This window comes from Pseudomonas sp. MYb541 (assembly GCF_037479595.1).
GTDB classification, from domain to species: domain Bacteria; phylum Pseudomonadota; class Gammaproteobacteria; order Pseudomonadales; family Pseudomonadaceae; genus Aquipseudomonas; species Aquipseudomonas canadensis.
On sequence record NZ_JBBGYS010000007.1, the window covers coordinates 148515 to 164138 of the forward strand.

Consider the following 15624-nt stretch of genomic DNA (forward strand, 5'->3'; position numbering starts at 1 on the left):
AACCGCTTTTCTGTGGGAGCTGGCTTGCCTGCGATGCGGGCGACTCGGTCTATCAGTAGAACCGAGGGGATGCCATCGCAGGCAAGCCAGCTCCCACATGGGTTATTTGATCATCGGGAGATTGAGGCCCTGCTCCTTGGCGCAGTCGATCGCGATCTGGTAACCGGCGTCTGCGTGACGCATCACACCGGTGGCCGGGTCGTTGTGCAGCACACGGGCAATTCGCTCAGCCGCTTCGTCGGTGCCGTCGCAGACGATCACCATGCCGGAGTGCTGGGAGAAGCCCATGCCCACACCGCCGCCGTGGTGCAGCGAAACCCAGGTCGCGCCGCTGGCGGTGTTGAGCAAGGCGTTGAGCAGTGGCCAGTCGGACACGGCGTCGGAACCGTCCTGCATGGCTTCGGTTTCGCGGTTCGGGCTGGATACCGAGCCGGAGTCCAGATGGTCACGGCCAATCACCACCGGCGCCGACAGCTCGCCGCTGCGTACCATTTCGTTGAATGCCAGACCGAGCTTGGCGCGCTGGCCCAGGCCCACCCAGCAGATACGCGCCGGCAGGCCCTGGAAGCTGATGCGCTCGCGCGCCATGTCCAACCAGTTGTGCAGGTGGGCGTCGTCCGGGATCAGCTCTTTGACTTTGGCGTCGGTCTTGTAGATGTCTTGCGGGTCGCCCGACAGTGCCGCCCAGCGGAACGGGCCAATGCCACGGCAGAACAGTGGGCGGATGTAGGCCGGTACGAAACCCGGGAAGTCGAAGGCGTTTTCCACGCCTTCTTCCTGGGCCATCTGGCGGATGTTGTTGCCGTAGTCGAAGGTCGGAATGCCTTGTTTCTGGAATTCCAGCATGGCTTTGACGTGCACGGCCATCGACTGCTTGGCCGCCTTGATCACGGCAGCCGGCTCGGTCTTGGCGCGGGCGCGGTATTCGTCCCAGGTCCAGCCGGCTGGCAGGTAGCCGTTGAGCGGGTCGTGGGCGCTGGTCTGGTCGGTGACCATGTCTGGGCGCACGCCGCGCTTGACCAGTTCCGGCAGGATTTCCGCCGCGTTACCCAGCAGGGCAATGGAGATAGCCTTGCCTTCCTTGGTGTACTTGGCGATGCGCGCCAAGGCGTCGTCGAGGTCGGTGGCTTGTTCGTCGACATAGCGGCTGTTCAGACGGAAGTCGATGCTGACTTGTTGGCATTCAATGTTCAGCGAGCAGGCACCGGCCAGGGTTGCGGCCAAAGGTTGCGCGCCGCCCATGCCGCCGAGACCGGCGGTGAGCACCCAACGGCCAGTCAGGTCACTGTTGTAATGCTGGCGACCCGCTTCGACGAAGGTTTCGTAGGTGCCTTGGACGATGCCCTGGCTGCCGATGTAGATCCAGCTGCCGGCGGTCATCTGGCCGTACATGGCAAGGCCCTTGGCATCCAGTTCGTTGAAGTGTTCCCAGCTGGCCCAGTGCGGCACCAGGTTGGAGTTGGCGATCAATACACGTGGGGCGTTGCTGTGGGTCTTGAATACGCCAACCGGCTTGCCGGATTGCACCAGCAGGGTTTCGTCGTCATTCAGGTTAGTGAGGCTCTCGACGATCTGGTCGTAGCACTCCCAGTTGCGCGCCGCACGGCCGATACCGCCGTACACCACCAATTCTTTCGGGTTCTCGGCCACTTGCGGGTCGAGGTTGTTCATCAGCATGCGCAACGGCGCTTCAGTCAGCCAGCTTTTGGCGGTGAGCTTGTTACCGTGGGCGGCACGGATTTCGACGTCACGGTATTTTGTAGGCCTGGCTTTAGAAAAATCGGTCACGACTGGACTCCTCGGCATGATGCGCGAACATGGATGGTGCGAAGGAGAGTCTTACGCACACATCTTTACTTGTACATACAAGCATATGCAATCAAGCGGCCAACTTGCTGAGGGTGCTGTTGAGATTTTTTCGGAAAGGACGCGCAAGCCTTGGAAATTAAGGCTTGGAGACTTAATGAAATTTCTTACGGAGGATTTTTACAGCAAGGGAGGTTTGGCGCGATGGCGTGGTTTTGCGCCACGTTGGGGCATTCGGTAACAAAGTGGTGCGAGGGTTGGAAACAGTTCTGTTGCTCACCACAAAACAAATGTGGGAGCGGGCTTGCCCGCGAATGCAGTGGGTCAGCCAGCCTCTCTGGTACTGATACACCGCATTCGCGGGCAAGCCCGCTCCCACAGGTTTTAATCGCGAGCGGTCAGTTCGATGATGCAGCTGCGACCCGTTACGGAGAGGTCCAACAGGCCAGTGTTACCGTCCACTTGCAGGCAATCGTGATGGCCAAGTTTCTGGTCCAGCACCTTCACTTCATCCGCCACGCTGAACACCAGCACTGTCTGCGCCGTGCTGAAGAAACGTTGCTCACCATCAATCCATTGCAGCCGCGCGTGGTAACGCTGGGGCGAGTAGATCAGGTTGAAGTCGCGGATCGGCCCGGTGATCAGGCGACATGACACTTGGCTGTCACCCTTGAACGCAAAGGCTTGCAGCGGTAGCAACCCGCGCTGTTCCTCGCCGTCTACGGTCAACACCATGCCGGCGCCCTGGATCACGGTGATCACGCGCTGGTAGCCGGCGAAGGTGGAAAACCCGCCCGACTCTGCGATATCCGCAATCGACAAACGCCAGCCAAAGCCGTCCAGCCCTGCGCCGGCATCTCGGGTGATTTCTTCAGTGCTTCCGCCGCCGTTTTTCCACGGCATGCGGACGTACTCAGCGGCGCGCCAGACTTTTACGCTACTCATTTACTGAAACGTCCTTCAAGGCTGTGACGGGAACCGGGGTGGATCAAACGCGCAGCGGTCACCGGCTGGCGGCCCGACCAGGTGCGTCGGCGAATCAACAAGCACGGCTCGGTAGGTTCGATCTGCAGCAGCTTGCACTCGGCAGCGTCGGCAAGAATGGCTTCGACCACGTGCTCGCCTTCGGTCAGCGGCGCCACCTGGTTCAGGTAGGCATACGGCGTTTGCTGGGTGAAATCCTGCTGCAGGTATTCCGGCGCGACCAGGGCATTGACGAAGCGGTCTTCGATTTGCACGGGAATGTCGTTTTCGAAGTGCACGATCAACGAATGGAAAACACGCCCGCCTTCACGCATCTCCAACGCGACAGCACGCTCGGAACCGGCGGCCTCTTCGCCGAGGTGGATGACCTGGCAGGTATGTCGATGACCGCGCGAGGCGATCTCATCGGCAATGTTGTGCACTTCGAACAGGGCCGACTGGCTCTTGGGCTCGGCGACAAAGGTGCCGACGCCTTGCATGCGAACCAGCAACCCTTCGGCGGTGAGTTCACGCAGGGCGCGGTTGATGGTCATGCGGCTGAAACCCAGCTGGCTGACCAGTTCGCTCTCGGACGGCACGCGGTAATGGGGTGGCCAGTTGCCGTTGAGAATCTGCTGGCTGATCATCTGTTTGACGCGGGCATACAAGGGCGCCGGACTTTCGTCCATGTGGGCAGCCAGCGAAGACTTGGCAGGCGGAGTCGGCACAGGGAATCCTTGCAGGGGGAAAAGATGCATAGATTGCCGGAGTTTACCGAGCAGGCAAACGTCTGTATATGTATATACAAATAAACACACGACCGGGGTGCCTTGATCATGTCCGCTTTCTTTGCCGAACGCGCGCTGCTGCCTAATGGATGGGCCAATGATGTACGTCTTGAAGTCAGCGCTGAGGGCCTGCTGACAAAGGTTGAGGCCAATGCCAGCGCAGAGGGTGCCGAACGGCTGAGAGGCCCGGTATTGGCGGGCATGCCGAACCTGCACTCCCATGCATTCCAGCGCGCCATGGCCGGTTTGGCCGAAGTGGCGGGCAATCCGAATGACAGCTTCTGGACCTGGCGCGACCTGATGTACCGCATGGTCGGCAAGATCAGCCCGGAACAATTGCAGGTGATCGCGCAACAGCTGTATATCGAGATGCTCAAGGCCGGCTACACCTCAGTGGCCGAATTTCACTATGTGCATCACGACGTCAGCGGCCAGCCGTATGCCGATCGCACGGAACTGTCACGGCAGATCAGCCAGGCGGCGGCCAGCAGCGGGATTGGCCTGACACTGCTGCCTGTGCTTTACACCCACTCCGGTTTTGGCGGCCAGGCGCCGAATGAAGGCCAGCGGCGGTTTATCAACAGCACCGAGCAATACCTAGACCTGCAGGCGCAGCTCAAACCCATCCTCGCCGCACAAACGGCGCAGCAGTTGGGGCTGTGTTTCCACTCGTTGCGCGCGGTGACGCCACAGCAAATCAATGACGTGCTGGCCGCCAGCGACAAGGCGTGCCCGGTGCATATCCACATCGCCGAACAGCAGAAGGAGGTCGAAGACTGCCTGGCCTGGAGCGGCAAACGCCCGCTGCAATGGCTGTATGACAACGTTGAAGTGGATGAGCGCTGGTGCCTGGTGCATGCCACTCATGCCGATGCGGATGAAGTCGCACGCATGGCCAAGAGCCGCGCGATTGCCGGCTTGTGCCTGACCACCGAGGCTAACCTGGGTGATGGGATTTTCCCGGCGGTGGAGTTTCTGGCCCAAGGCGGACGCATGGGCATCGGGTCCGACAGCCATGTGTCATTGAGCGTGGTGGAGGAGTTGCGTTGGTTGGAATATGGCCAGCGCCTGCGCGATCAGCGGCGTAATCGTTTGTATCGCAGTGATCAGCCGATGGTCGGCCGTACGCTGTTTGATGCCGCGCTGGACGGCGGCGCCCAAGCGTTGGGGCAACCGATTGGTCGGCTGGAAGTGGGCAAGCGTGCGGATTGGATTGTGCTGGATGGCAATGATCCATACCTGGCGACGGCAACAGAGGATGGGATTCTGAATCGCTGGCTGTTTGCGGGTGGGGATCGGCAGGTGCGGGATGTGCTGGTGAATGGAAAGTGGGTGGTGCGCGATGGGCATCATGCCGGCGAAGAAGAAAGCAGCCGGGCGTTCACGCAAGTCTTGAGAGCGCTACTGGGCTAACACGCGACACATAATAAATGTGGGAGCTGGCTTGCCTGCGATACAAGCACCAAGGTGTATCAGTTACACCGTGGTGATGCTATCGCAGGCAAGCCAGCTCCCACATTTTTTGATCGGCGGTGGCCCAGGGTTATTGTGAGGTCTTTGCCATCTGCTTGTCGGACGTACGCCAGATCAATCGCGTGGTGTCATACCCCTGCTGCCGCGCCCTGCTCAACAGGTCTTCGCGGGTGTCCGCACTGACCGTCGGTGTGCGCGACAGGATCCACATATAACGCCGGCTCGGGCTGCCCACAATCGCGGTCTTGTAGTCATCGCTGACATACAACACCCAGTAATCGCCCTTGGCGACGCCCGGCAACAGCGCGGTGAACCAGTTATTGAATTCCACCCAGAGCTTGTCGGTTTTGCCCGGCACTTGCGGGGTGGCGGTGCCCTTGGCTTCTTCCCACTTCCATTCAGTCGTCAGGCAGCGGTTGAACACCGACATGTCGCCATCGGGCAACAGGGTGTAGCGGGCTTCGGACTGCGCGCAGTTGCGCTGGAAGTACATCGGCAATCGGGCCAACTCATACCAGGTGCCCTGGTAACGCTTGAGGTTGACGTTGCTCGCTGTCTTGGGTTGCAGATCATCGCCAGAATGGCTGGCGCAGCCCGCCAAAAACAGGCTGGCACAAAGGAACAAAACAAAACGCATCATTCTTCTTCTCCCGCAGGCTCTCGCCCCGGTTTACTTCAGGCCTTGCCCGGAAAACATCAGAACTTTGTCACCGGCATATTGAACGCTGATAAAGCTGGTTTTATCGCCCCAGGTGCAACTGGACATACCCAGCGCGCCGGAACAATCGGTCGGCTTACCCAGCAACGACTCCACTTCAGCCTTGGCCATGCCAGCCGACAACTTCGCGTAGTTTTCTTGATTGACCTTGCTGCAAGCGCCCAACAACACGCAAAAAGCCAGCAAAGCGAGACGGCGTAACGACATGGAAAAACTCCTGGAGGGACTAAGCAGCGTGGGTATCTGCCAGAAGCTTAGAAGGGAAAAGAGGTGTCTGGTTCCCGATGAGCGAAAACAAAAAAGCCCCGAAAACGCTGAAACGTTTCGGGGCTTCTTCAAGGGTGAACCGGCTCACAACAACGCCGCTCACTTATCGCATCAACTTACTTCTTGTGATACGCCGTCACACGCTCAACTTCTTCCTTCGAACCCAGGAACACCGCCACACGCTGGTGCAGGCCTTCAGGCTGGATGTCGAGGATACGCTGGTGGCCGTCGGTGGACGCGCCGCCCGCTTGCTCAACCAGGAAGGACATCGGGTTGGCTTCGTACATCAGGCGCAGTTTGCCTGGCTTGGACGGCTCGCGGCTGTCGCGTGGGTACATGAACAGGCCACCACGGGTCAGGATACGGTGCACGTCGGCAACCATTGCGGCCACCCAGCGCATGTTGAAGTTTTTCTTCAACGGGCCTTCTTCGCCGGCCATCAACTCGCCCACGTAGCGGGTCACAGGTTCTTCCCAGTGACGCTGGTTGGACATGTTGATCGCAAATTCCTGGGTGGACGCAGGAATGGTGATGTCTTCGTGGGTCAGTACGAAGCTGCCCATCTCGCGATCCAGGGTGAAGCCTTTGACGCCGTCGCCCAGGGTCAGCACCAGCATGGTCTGTGGGCCGTAAATGGCGTAACCGGCCGCAACCTGCTCGGTGCCTGGCTGCAGGAAGGCCTTTTCGTTCAGGGCTTCGTTCTGGCTCAGGTATTCGTTCGGGCAACGCAGCACCGAGAAGATGGTGCCGACCGGGGCGTTGATGTCGATGTTGGACGAACCGTCCAGTGGGTCGAACACCAGCAGGTAGGCGCCTTTCGGGTATTTACCGGGGATCTGGTAGGCATTGTCCATTTCTTCGGACGCCATGCCGGCCAGGTGACCGCCCCATTCGTTGGCTTCGAGCAGAATCTCGTTGGAGATCACGTCGAGTTTCTTCTGCACTTCGCCCTGCACGTTTTCAGTGCCCATGCTGCCCAGGACACCACCCAATGCGCCTTTGGACACGGCGTGGCTGATTTCCTTGCAAGCACGCGCCACCACTTCGATAAGGAAGCGCAGATCGGCAGGCGTGTTGTTGCTGCGGGTCTGCTCAATCAAATAGCGACTCAAGGTAACGCGGGACATGTAAGGCTCCGGAAAATGGGGGGCTTGAAAACCCGCGCAGTTTAACGCGAGTCGGGGCGTATTTCCTCCTATCAGAGGATTTAAACCCAATAGAGTTCATGGACTTTATTCAACGTGCCACCGACGGCTTGCGCAGCAAACTGTAGGCCATGGCACCCAGTGCCGCCACGCCGAGCAGTAACACGGCCCACAGGCCGAGTTTCTTCCAGTCGGTACCGTCTTCGGGCAAGGCGGCAATCGCAGGCGGTTTGACCGCGATTTCTCCGAGCAAGGTAGCCTGGCCCAGCGCCTTCAAACGCTCGGGACTGTAATCGGGAATCAGCGTCGAGAGTGGCAAGCTCGCGGCTTTCACGGATGCGTTCCCCAGCGCCAGGCTGAAGGGCGGCTCACCCCGCGCCAGGAACACCAGTTGCGTGGCACGCACGGCCACGCGTAAGGCGGGGGCTTCGACGCCCAGTCCACCGCCCCGCTCGTCCACTTGCAACTTCAACTGGGCAACCGTCTGGCCCGGCAACTGCAATTCATCCTGCACCACGTCCTTGCCGTTCTGGGTCAGGCGGTACAGCAGGCCATTGCTCAACGGCTGCCAGGTCTGCTTGGCGTCACTTCGACCCGACAACGTCACCGGCGCCAGCGTGTTGGGCTGCTTCAACTCGACCCGCAAGCGCTCGACATTCAGCCCCGTCGGCAATTGCCAACTGTACTCTCCCGCCTTGAGCCGCTCCCCTGGAAAGGCCTGCGACCACACCAACGGCATCGGCAAGGTGCTGCTAGTGGCGCTCTCCAGCTTGGCCGACGTCAACAACGGCGCCGCCTGGCCTTGCCACACCAGCCGCAAATAACGCGCCGATTGCCCCGGCAAGTTCACGTCATGCTGCTCGACCCGGTCATCGGCAAATGACAAGCGCGCCACTTGCCCATCGCCCCAGGCTTTCCAGTGCTGCAAATCATCACTGGCTTCAATACTGAAACGCTGGAAGCCCTCCTGCTCGCGACTCCAGTCCAGGCTCAATTGCTGCAGGGGCGCCTTGATTGCACTGGCGTCCAATACCCAGCCCCGCAGCACTTGCTTGCCGGGCTTGGGGGCTGTGGACGGTTTGATTTCCACCAGGGTGCCGGAAGTGGTGGCCTTCATTACCACGTCTGGCAGGGCTTGCTGGGTGTCGGCGGCGTACAGCGGGAACCACTTCACCGCCGTAACGTTGCGACTTTCGCTGCGCTGCGAGGCCTGACGCGATAACGCATAGGCCTGCGGCTCGCCGGCGGCGTTGAACACGCGCACATCGCCAAGATCGGCCTGGCGCGCGTTCAATTGCACCGCCAGCGGCAGCTCCAGGCGATACCAAGGGCCGCTGCCGCTGACGTTCAGCGGCACCTGGGAGGTGAAGTCGGCCGGCGTTTCCTGCGCCCACACAGACAAGGTCGTACACAGGCCCAGCACGGCCACGCTCAACTTACCGATCAAGAGGATGCTCCTTCAGTGTCCGACACCGGTTCGGCGCGCTTGGGTGGCAGCGGTGCGAAGTAACCCACCACCAGCAACAGCCCACCCACACCTATAAACGACACGATCCGCGCCAGACCGCCGCGGTTGCTCAGTTCGACAAAGAACAACTTGGCGACCACCACCGCAATCAACACTGCACCGATCAGCCACACCTCGCGGCGATGGCGCAGGTGGCCGCCGATCATCAGGCCGAGAGCGATCAGGGTCCAGACAATCGACAGGCCGGCCTGTACCAGCATGGATTCGAGCAACGCATCCAGTTGAAACGGCACGCCGCCCCAATGGTGGGCAGTGCGCATCACCAGCGCAGTGAAGAAGGCAAACAGCGAAACACCCACGACACCTTGGGCGACAAGCTCGGTACGCGGCCCCCGTAGCGGCGCGACACTTCGCGCGCACCAATACACACCCAGCAGCGCAAAGAGCAGGCCCAGGTCCAGCGGGTTGACCAGCGGCACATAGGGCAGCGGTTTGGCCGTGCCGTCGCTGAAGCTGTTCGCCAGCCAGAACCAGCCAAGCATCAGCACCGCCAATGGCACGGCCGCCAACACCCGATATTCCCTTGGATACGCCGCCACCGGCCATGGCCAACGACGTGGCGAAGCGGCCAGCACGAGATAGAGACTTGGCAGGATCGCCCAGCCCAGCCAGCGCCAGGCGTTGTACTCGGCAGTAAACCTCAGAAGACCGTAGCGCAACTCCAGCGCCAATATGCCGATCAGCATCCAGCAGCCGAGTACGTGGGCCACGCTCAACGCCTTGGCGGGCACAATCACCGCCAGGCGTCGCAGCGAGATGAAATGCACCACAAATACCGCCGACCACGCCAGCCAGCCGTACTCCGCCGCGGGGTGGTAATAAGTATGCCCGTATACCAGCAACACCAAGCCCACCGCTGGCATCAGCAGGGTGGACAACACCCCCAGCGACACCCACTTCAGGCGCGCAGCCAGCAGCATCCAGATCGCGACGCTGATTGCCGCGCACCCCAGCAGGAATGCCCCCTGCAATTCCTGTGGAATAAACCGCAACACTTCGCCGATCAGCGCCAACGTCCACCAAGCCGCGCCCCAGACCAACAGCAAGTCGCAAAGGCGTTGCAGCTTCAACACGGCAAACACCGGCGCATGGGGTTCGCGCTGCAAGCGCCAGGCGCCGACCAGCGCAGCCAGGCCCAGTACCATCGGCGTCCAGAAACCGCTGTGGGCCAACGGACGCAGCCCCTCGCTGGTCAGTGGCCCGAGCAACTCCGGTACCGCCAGCAGGAAAGAACCGCCCCCCACCAATTGCAGCAACAAGCCGAACACAAAACTAACCCGCTGTTGCAGGTACAGGCTCAGCCAGATGACCAACAGGCCACTGGCCGCCCACACGCCACTGGCACTTTCCCACGGCAGCACGAACAGCACCGCAAGGTTGATCAATACGAGGCCCGCCAACAGCACCACCGACAAACCGCGCAGCAGTCGCACATCGCTGCGCACGATGTCGTCACGCGCCGCCAACAACATGCCGCCGATCAAGGCCAAGCCAATCAACGACGCCGTGAGCAAACCGCTCCAACCGGCATTGAACACCGCTGCGCCGTCGCCACCTTGCAATCGCAGCAGGAACACCGCGCCACCCAGCAATTGCACAGCGAATGCAGTGAACAGGAAGGTACGCGAGCCGATGCGCAGGCCTATAAAAAGCGTCACCAGGCCAGCGATTGCCCAACTCACAGCGGTGCCTTGGGTATCCAGCAACAAGGGCGCGAGCAGGTACAAAAAGCTCAAGCCAAGGCTCGCCAACACCGGGAGGCCTTTGCGCTCCCAGTCTGAGGACTGCTCCTCGGACGCCTTGCGCAACTGGTCAAAGCTGAACAACAACGCAGCGCCCAGCAACAGCGCGCCCAGCGGCGCGCCACTGAGCAAGGTGTGCTCACCGGAACGCAATTCACTGAGGAACGCCAGCGCCGAACCCACTTGCAGCAACAGGCCAAATGCGCGCGCCAACGGCCGCTGCTGACGCAAGCCGAGCCAGAAAATGCCGGCGCCTTCCACCGCCCAGGCCGCCGCCGTCCAACGCGCGTCGAGGCCCAGGGGGATGGCCAGGCTGGCAAAGATCACCCCCAAGGCCAGGCAGGTTTCCGCCAGCAGCAAGGCGCGCCCACCGCTCAGCAGTCGTGCCAGGCCCATGTAGACGATGCCCAGGCCCAAGGCGCTGAACGCTGCGGCAAACTCCAGGTGCTGCACCAGCGCAAACTGCAAGCCGAAACCCACCAGCGGCGGGCCGAACAGCATGCTGCCGTCGACATAATCACCTTTGGCCGCCGACCAGCGCAGCAGTGCGCCACGGCTGTCATCCTCGGGCGCGTCGCGCATCTCCAGCAATTTACGCCGGGCGAACAGCAGGCCGATAGCCAGGTACATCAGGAAAAACAGCATCAGGAACGGTTCGGTACTCCACAGCAATTCCGGCGTGTAGGAGCGCATGCCCCAGGCGAAGCCGATCCCAAAGGTGCCGACAAAACCGATCAGGTTGAGCAGGCGCCAGGCCTTGAACCAGGCGATGGCGAGAATGCCCGCGTTGAGCAAGGCAAAGTAACTGAATAGCGCCACATGGTTGCCGGCGCCGGTGGACGTGAGGATCGGCGCCGCAAAACCGCCGAGCGCCGCTGCACAGGCCAGTCCCAGCGCATCCTGGGTGATTGCCAGGATCGCCGAAAACACCGTGACCGCCACCAGCAAGCCCAGGGCCGCACCGGGATCGATCAACGGGTGCAGGCGCATCGCGGCAAACACCGTGAGGTACAGCACCGCGATCCCGGTGCCTTGCAGCATCAGACCATAGTTGCTGTTGCGCAGCCGCAGCCACCAGCCCAACCCCAGCAGGCCCAATGCAGCAGCAGCCACCCCGGCGTAACGTAATTCGATCGGCACCACCATGCCTTCGGTGGCATAGCGCAACAGGAACGCCAGACCGAGGAACAACAGCACCACGCCGACACGCAGCACGGTGTTGCCGCCGAACAACCAATTGCGCGCGCCACTAATGGCGCGCTCGATCAAGTTGGGGCCACGGGGGATGGCAGGTTCTTTAGGTTCTGTTATCGGGACGGGCGCCCATACATCAGCCGGCAGCGGCTGGCTTGGTTCGGCAACGATGGCAACCGGCGCCAATTCGGCCGGCAGCTCCCAAACCAGATCGGGCGCTTTGGCAACAGGTGTGGGTTCAGGGATTGGGGCTTCGCCGACGATATTGCTCGGCGGCGTGGGCACTTCCATCTGCCGCAGACGATCACCCAGCGCAATCAGCGCCTTCTGCGTGGTTTCCAACTGACGCGCCTGTTGGTCCGCCTGAGTCGCCAGCTTTGACAGGCGAATCGCCTGGCCAATGCCCAAGCCCAACAGCGCACCGATGCCCGCGTCACTGAACGACTCATCGAGCGTCCAGCCGAGCACCAGGCCAATCAGCATGAAAATCCATTGCATGGTCGATATCCCTAAGCAGCCCGAGGCAGGCAAACTGGCGCCTAGTATATCGACGCAGACCCCATGTGGAAGCAAGCTTATGTGGGGACCGGGCTTGCCCGCGATGTAGACACCTCGGTGTATCTGTCACACCGAGGTGATGCTATCGCAGGCAAGCCAGCTCCCACATAAGCCCGCACACATGTGCAGGCCAGCGATGTTTAGTCGAGAGCTTTCCAGATCTCTGTCGCGTACTCCCTGATGGTCCGGTCCGAACTGAACCAGCCCATGCGCGAGGTATTCAGCACCGCCGAACGCCACCACGCCTTGGAGTCATGCCAATGCGCCTCGACCCGCGCCTGAGCGTCCCAGTACGAATCGAAGTCGGCACACACCAGGAAACGGTCGTAGTCGATCAGCCCATCGATCAGCCCCACGTACCGGCCCGGATCATCCGGCGAGAACACCCCGCCCCGAATCGCTTGCAGCACATCATTCAACCGATGGGACGCTGCAATGTCGGCCCCGGCGTTGAATTCACCGGCGTGTTTGCGCGCTTCCACCTGCTGCGCACTGAGGCCAAAGATAAACATATGCTCGGCACCGACGCGTTCGTGCATCTCGACGTTGGCGCCGTCCATGGTGCCGATGGTCAGCGCGCCATTGAGGCCGAACTTCATGTTGCTGGTGCCCGAGGCTTCAAAGCCGGCGGTGGAGATTTGCTCCGACAAGTCCGCTGCCGGGATGATGCTTTCCGCCAGGCTCACGTTGTAGTTGGGCAGAAACACCACCTTGAGCAATCCGCGCACCGTCGGGTCGTTATTGACCGTGCGGGCGATGTCGTTGGTCAGCTTGATGATCAGTTTGGCCTGGTGATAACTGGCCGCCGCCTTGCCCGAGAAGATTTTCACACGCGGCACCCAATCGGTGCCCGGCTCGGCGCGGATCGCCTGGTACAGCGCCACGGTGTGCAGAAGGTTGAGCAACTGGCGCTTGTATTCGTGGATGCGCTTGACCTGCACGTCGAACATCGCCGCCGGGTTGACTGCAATGCCCAGGCGCTCATGAATGATGTCCGCCAGCGCACGCTTACTGTGCAGACGCTGCTCGGCGAATGCCTTGCGGAACGTCTGTTTTTCGGCAAACGGCTCAAGCTCCACCAGCCGCTCTTCGGGCTTGTCGAGAATATCCCGGCCGAGCGCTTCCACCAGCATGGACGTGAGCTTGGGGTTGGCCTGGTACAACCAGCGACGGAAGGTAATACCGTTGGTTTTGTTATTGATGCGCTCCGGGTACAGCTTGTGCAGCTCGGAGAACACTGTGCTGCGCATCAACTGGGTGTGCAGGCCGGACACGCCATTGACGCTGTGAGAGCCAAGGAACGCCAGGTTGCCCATGCGCACGCGGCGGCCGTTGTCTTCTTCGATCAGCGACACGGCGCGTAGTACGTCAAAGTCGTGGATACCTTTGGCGCGCAGCGAATCGATGTGCTGGGCGTTGATCAGATAGATGATCTGCATGTGCCGGGGCAGCATGCGTTCCATCAAGCCGACCGGCCAGGTTTCCAATGCCTCGGGCAACAGCGTGTGGTTGGTGTACGACAGGGTTTCGACCGTCACATCCCACGCGGCTTCCCACGGAATGTCATGCAGGTCGACCAACTGACGCATCAACTCGGCCACGGCGATGGACGGGTGGGTGTCGTTGAGTTGGATCGCCGCGTGTTCGCCCAGGCTGAGTACCGAGCCATGCATGTTCTTGTGGCGACGCAGTAGGTCTTGCAGGGAGGCGGCGACGAAGAAGTATTCCTGGCGCAGGCGCAATTCCTGCCCCGCTTCGGTGCTGTCGGCCGGGTAAAGCACTCGGGAGATGCTTTCGGCACGTGCTACTTCGGCGACGGCGCCCAGGTGATCACCGGCGTTGAAACGTTCCAGGTGCAAGTCTTCCACTGCGCGAGCACGCCACAGGCGCAAGGTGTTGACGCTGGCGCCGCGCCAGCCGACGACCGGAGTGTCATAGGCAATGGCGCGCACAGTTTCGTTCGGCGTCCACCGCTGAATCATCTTGCCGGTGCCGTCATCCAGGGTTTCAACACTGCCACCGAAGCCGATCGGGTACACCACTTCAGGGCGTTCGAATTCCCAGGGGTTGCCGAAATCCAGCCAGTGTTCGGTCTGCTCCTGCTGCCAACCATCGACAATCGCCTGGCGGAACAGGCCGTGTTCATAACGGATGCCATAGCCATGGCCGGCAATGCCCAACGTCGACATGCTTTCCATAAAGCACGCCGCCAGGCGGCCCAGACCACCGTTGCCCAGCGCCGCATCGGGCTCCAGTAGGCGGATGCGCTCCAGGTCGACGCCCAGCTCCGACAGCGCTTCGCGCGCAATCTCCAGCACGCCCAGGTTGCTCAGGCTGTCATAGAGCAAGCGGCCGATGAGGAACTCCAGGGAAAGGTAATAAACTCGCTTCTGGCCTTTGCGGTAGATGCGCCGCGTGTGGTCCATCCAGTGATCGACCATCTGGTCGCGTGCGGCCAGGGCAATGGCTTCGAACCAGTCGTGGTCGAAGGCGTGATCCGGGTCCTTGCCCACCGCGTAGGTGAGTTTGGTCAAGACGGCATCGCGGAATGCGGCTACCTCTGCTTCTCGTGCAAGTGGTTCCTGAGACATCAATTGCGACCTCGGGCGAGATAGAAGGAGTTGCTAGAGCCTAGACGGTCTGACAGACGGTAGACGCTCTGGTTCGGCAGTTTTTTAACGCATTTACCTTTGCAGGGTTTTGATGCATTGGCCGTGCCTGCTTTTGGCAAACGCGCACCTTCTGGCCGAAACCCACAAAATATTGTTCAAAAAATCACCAATCCCGGTATGATCGCGCGCCCGGATACAGCCCCACCTTTTGGAACCCTGATGAAGCCTCAATTGATCGCCGCCGCGGAACTCGACCGTCTCGAAACGTGGCAGAAATATTCCGCGCACATGTGCGGTGGTTGCGTGTCCAGCTGCTGCACGCTGCCGGTCGAAGTGAAGATCAAGGACCTGATCCGCATCGGTATCGTCGATGAGTTCGAGCGCGGCGACCCGCCGAAGAACATCGCCAAGCGGCTGCAGAAAGAAGGCATCGTCGAGCGCTTCAATTCCAAATCCGAGATTTTTACCCTGCAGCGCATGAGCAACAACGATTGCCTGTACCTGGATCGTAAGACGCGCTTCTGCACTATTTATGACAAGCGCCCGGATACTTGCCGCAACCACCCGAAAATCGGGCCGCGGCCAGGGTATTGCGCGTACAAGCCGAAGGAAGTGGTGCGCGAGACCAAGTTCAAGACGCTCGATAAGTTCTGATCCAGATTTTTGCAGGGTTCTTGAGGGCCCTATCGCAGGCAAGCCAGCTCCCACAGTTGGAATGCATTCCAATGTGGGAGCCGGGCTTGCCCGCGATGAGGCCAGCACAGTAAACGCAAAATCCCAGGCATAAAAAAACGCCCCCCGTCTTTCGACCCGGGGCGGGTTTTTTTTAG

The 15624-nt window shown here is 60.8% G+C and carries 11 protein-coding genes; 2 read left to right on the top strand and 9 right to left on the bottom strand.

The annotated features are described in order from the left end of the window. Window positions 1-102 precede the first annotated feature (102 nt). The 3 genes from hutU to hutC all read right to left on the bottom strand — a co-directional run bounded on the left by hutU (window position 103) and on the right by hutC (window position 3458). Window positions 103-1788, bottom strand: coding sequence for a urocanate hydratase (gene hutU, locus WH299_RS06730; RefSeq protein WP_256656584.1), 1686 nt, complete (start codon window positions 1786-1788; stop codon window positions 103-105). A gap of 402 nt (window positions 1789-2190) precedes the next feature. Next, window positions 2191-2751, bottom strand: a complete 561-nt coding sequence (locus WH299_RS06735) for a HutD/Ves family protein (RefSeq protein ID WP_339549904.1) — start codon at window positions 2749-2751, stop codon at window positions 2191-2193. Beyond that, window positions 2748-3458 carry a histidine utilization repressor gene (gene hutC, locus WH299_RS06740; RefSeq protein ID WP_232920667.1) on the bottom strand — a complete coding sequence of 237 codons (711 nt, stop codon included), beginning with the start codon at window positions 3456-3458 and terminating at the stop codon, window positions 2748-2750. Before hutC ends, WH299_RS06735 begins: the two co-directional genes overlap by 4 nt. Window positions 3459-3605: 147 nt before the next feature. Here hutC and WH299_RS06745 point away from each other — a divergent pair, with 147 nt between their 5' ends. Continuing rightward, window positions 3606-4970: a formimidoylglutamate deiminase gene (locus tag WH299_RS06745; protein WP_122730413.1), complete on the top strand. Its 1365-nt coding sequence runs from the start codon at window positions 3606-3608 to the stop codon at window positions 4968-4970. 130 nt (window positions 4971-5100) lie between these two features. Here the strand turns inward: WH299_RS06745 and WH299_RS06750 are convergent, their stop codons facing one another. From WH299_RS06750 to WH299_RS06775, 6 genes are all read right to left on the bottom strand, one after another. Next, entirely contained in the window at window positions 5101-5670 is a 570-nt protein-coding gene (locus tag WH299_RS06750; RefSeq protein ID WP_028615380.1) for a lipocalin family protein, read from the bottom strand. A 30-nt stretch (window positions 5671-5700) separates the two neighbouring features. After that, window positions 5701-5955, bottom strand: coding sequence for a hypothetical protein (locus WH299_RS06755; protein WP_010213853.1), 255 nt, complete (start codon window positions 5953-5955; stop codon window positions 5701-5703). A gap of 176 nt (window positions 5956-6131) precedes the next feature. After that, window positions 6132-7142, bottom strand: a complete 1011-nt coding sequence (locus WH299_RS06760) for a class 1 fructose-bisphosphatase (protein ID WP_003237460.1) — start codon at window positions 7140-7142, stop codon at window positions 6132-6134. A gap of 109 nt (window positions 7143-7251) precedes the next feature. Further along, on the bottom strand, window positions 7252-8604 hold the full coding sequence (locus tag WH299_RS06765; RefSeq protein WP_339549906.1) for a DUF3999 domain-containing protein: 1353 nt from the start codon (window positions 8602-8604) through the stop codon (window positions 7252-7254). Then, entirely contained in the window at window positions 8604-12122 is a 3519-nt protein-coding gene (locus WH299_RS06770) for a DUF2339 domain-containing protein (protein WP_339549905.1), read from the bottom strand. Before WH299_RS06770 ends, WH299_RS06765 begins: the two co-directional genes overlap by 1 nt. A gap of 200 nt (window positions 12123-12322) precedes the next feature. After that, window positions 12323-14773 (bottom strand): glycogen/starch/alpha-glucan phosphorylase, encoded by a 2451-nt coding sequence (locus WH299_RS06775; protein ID WP_126569688.1) that lies wholly within the window; start codon window positions 14771-14773, stop codon window positions 12323-12325. Window positions 14774-15013: 240 nt separating this feature from the next. On the opposite strand from WH299_RS06775, the gene WH299_RS06780 reads away from it, so the two are divergent. Beyond that, window positions 15014-15448 carry a YkgJ family cysteine cluster protein gene (locus WH299_RS06780; protein WP_017529542.1) on the top strand — a complete coding sequence of 145 codons (435 nt, stop codon included), beginning with the start codon at window positions 15014-15016 and terminating at the stop codon, window positions 15446-15448. Window positions 15449-15624 lie beyond the last annotated feature (176 nt).

Coding starts and splice junctions, on each gene's coding strand:
- WH299_RS06735 (WP_339549904.1), bottom strand. CDS start 2,751: ATGAGTAGCGTAAAAGTCTGGCGCGCCGCTGAGTACGTCCGCATGCCG.
- hutC (WP_232920667.1), bottom strand. CDS start 3,458: ATGGACGAAAGTCCGGCGCCCTTGTATGCCCGCGTCAAACAGATGATC.
- WH299_RS06745 (WP_122730413.1), top strand. CDS start 3,606: ATGTCCGCTTTCTTTGCCGAACGCGCGCTGCTGCCTAATGGATGGGCC.
- WH299_RS06750 (WP_028615380.1), bottom strand. CDS start 5,670: ATGATGCGTTTTGTTTTGTTCCTTTGTGCCAGCCTGTTTTTGGCGGGC.
- WH299_RS06755 (WP_010213853.1), bottom strand. CDS start 5,955: ATGTCGTTACGCCGTCTCGCTTTGCTGGCTTTTTGCGTGTTGTTGGGC.
- WH299_RS06760 (WP_003237460.1), bottom strand. CDS start 7,142: ATGTCCCGCGTTACCTTGAGTCGCTATTTGATTGAGCAGACCCGCAGC.
- WH299_RS06770 (WP_339549905.1), bottom strand. CDS start 12,122: ATGCAATGGATTTTCATGCTGATTGGCCTGGTGCTCGGCTGGACGCTC.
- WH299_RS06775 (WP_126569688.1), bottom strand. CDS start 14,773: ATGTCTCAGGAACCACTTGCACGAGAAGCAGAGGTAGCCGCATTCCGC.
- WH299_RS06780 (WP_017529542.1), top strand. CDS start 15,014: ATGAAGCCTCAATTGATCGCCGCCGCGGAACTCGACCGTCTCGAAACG.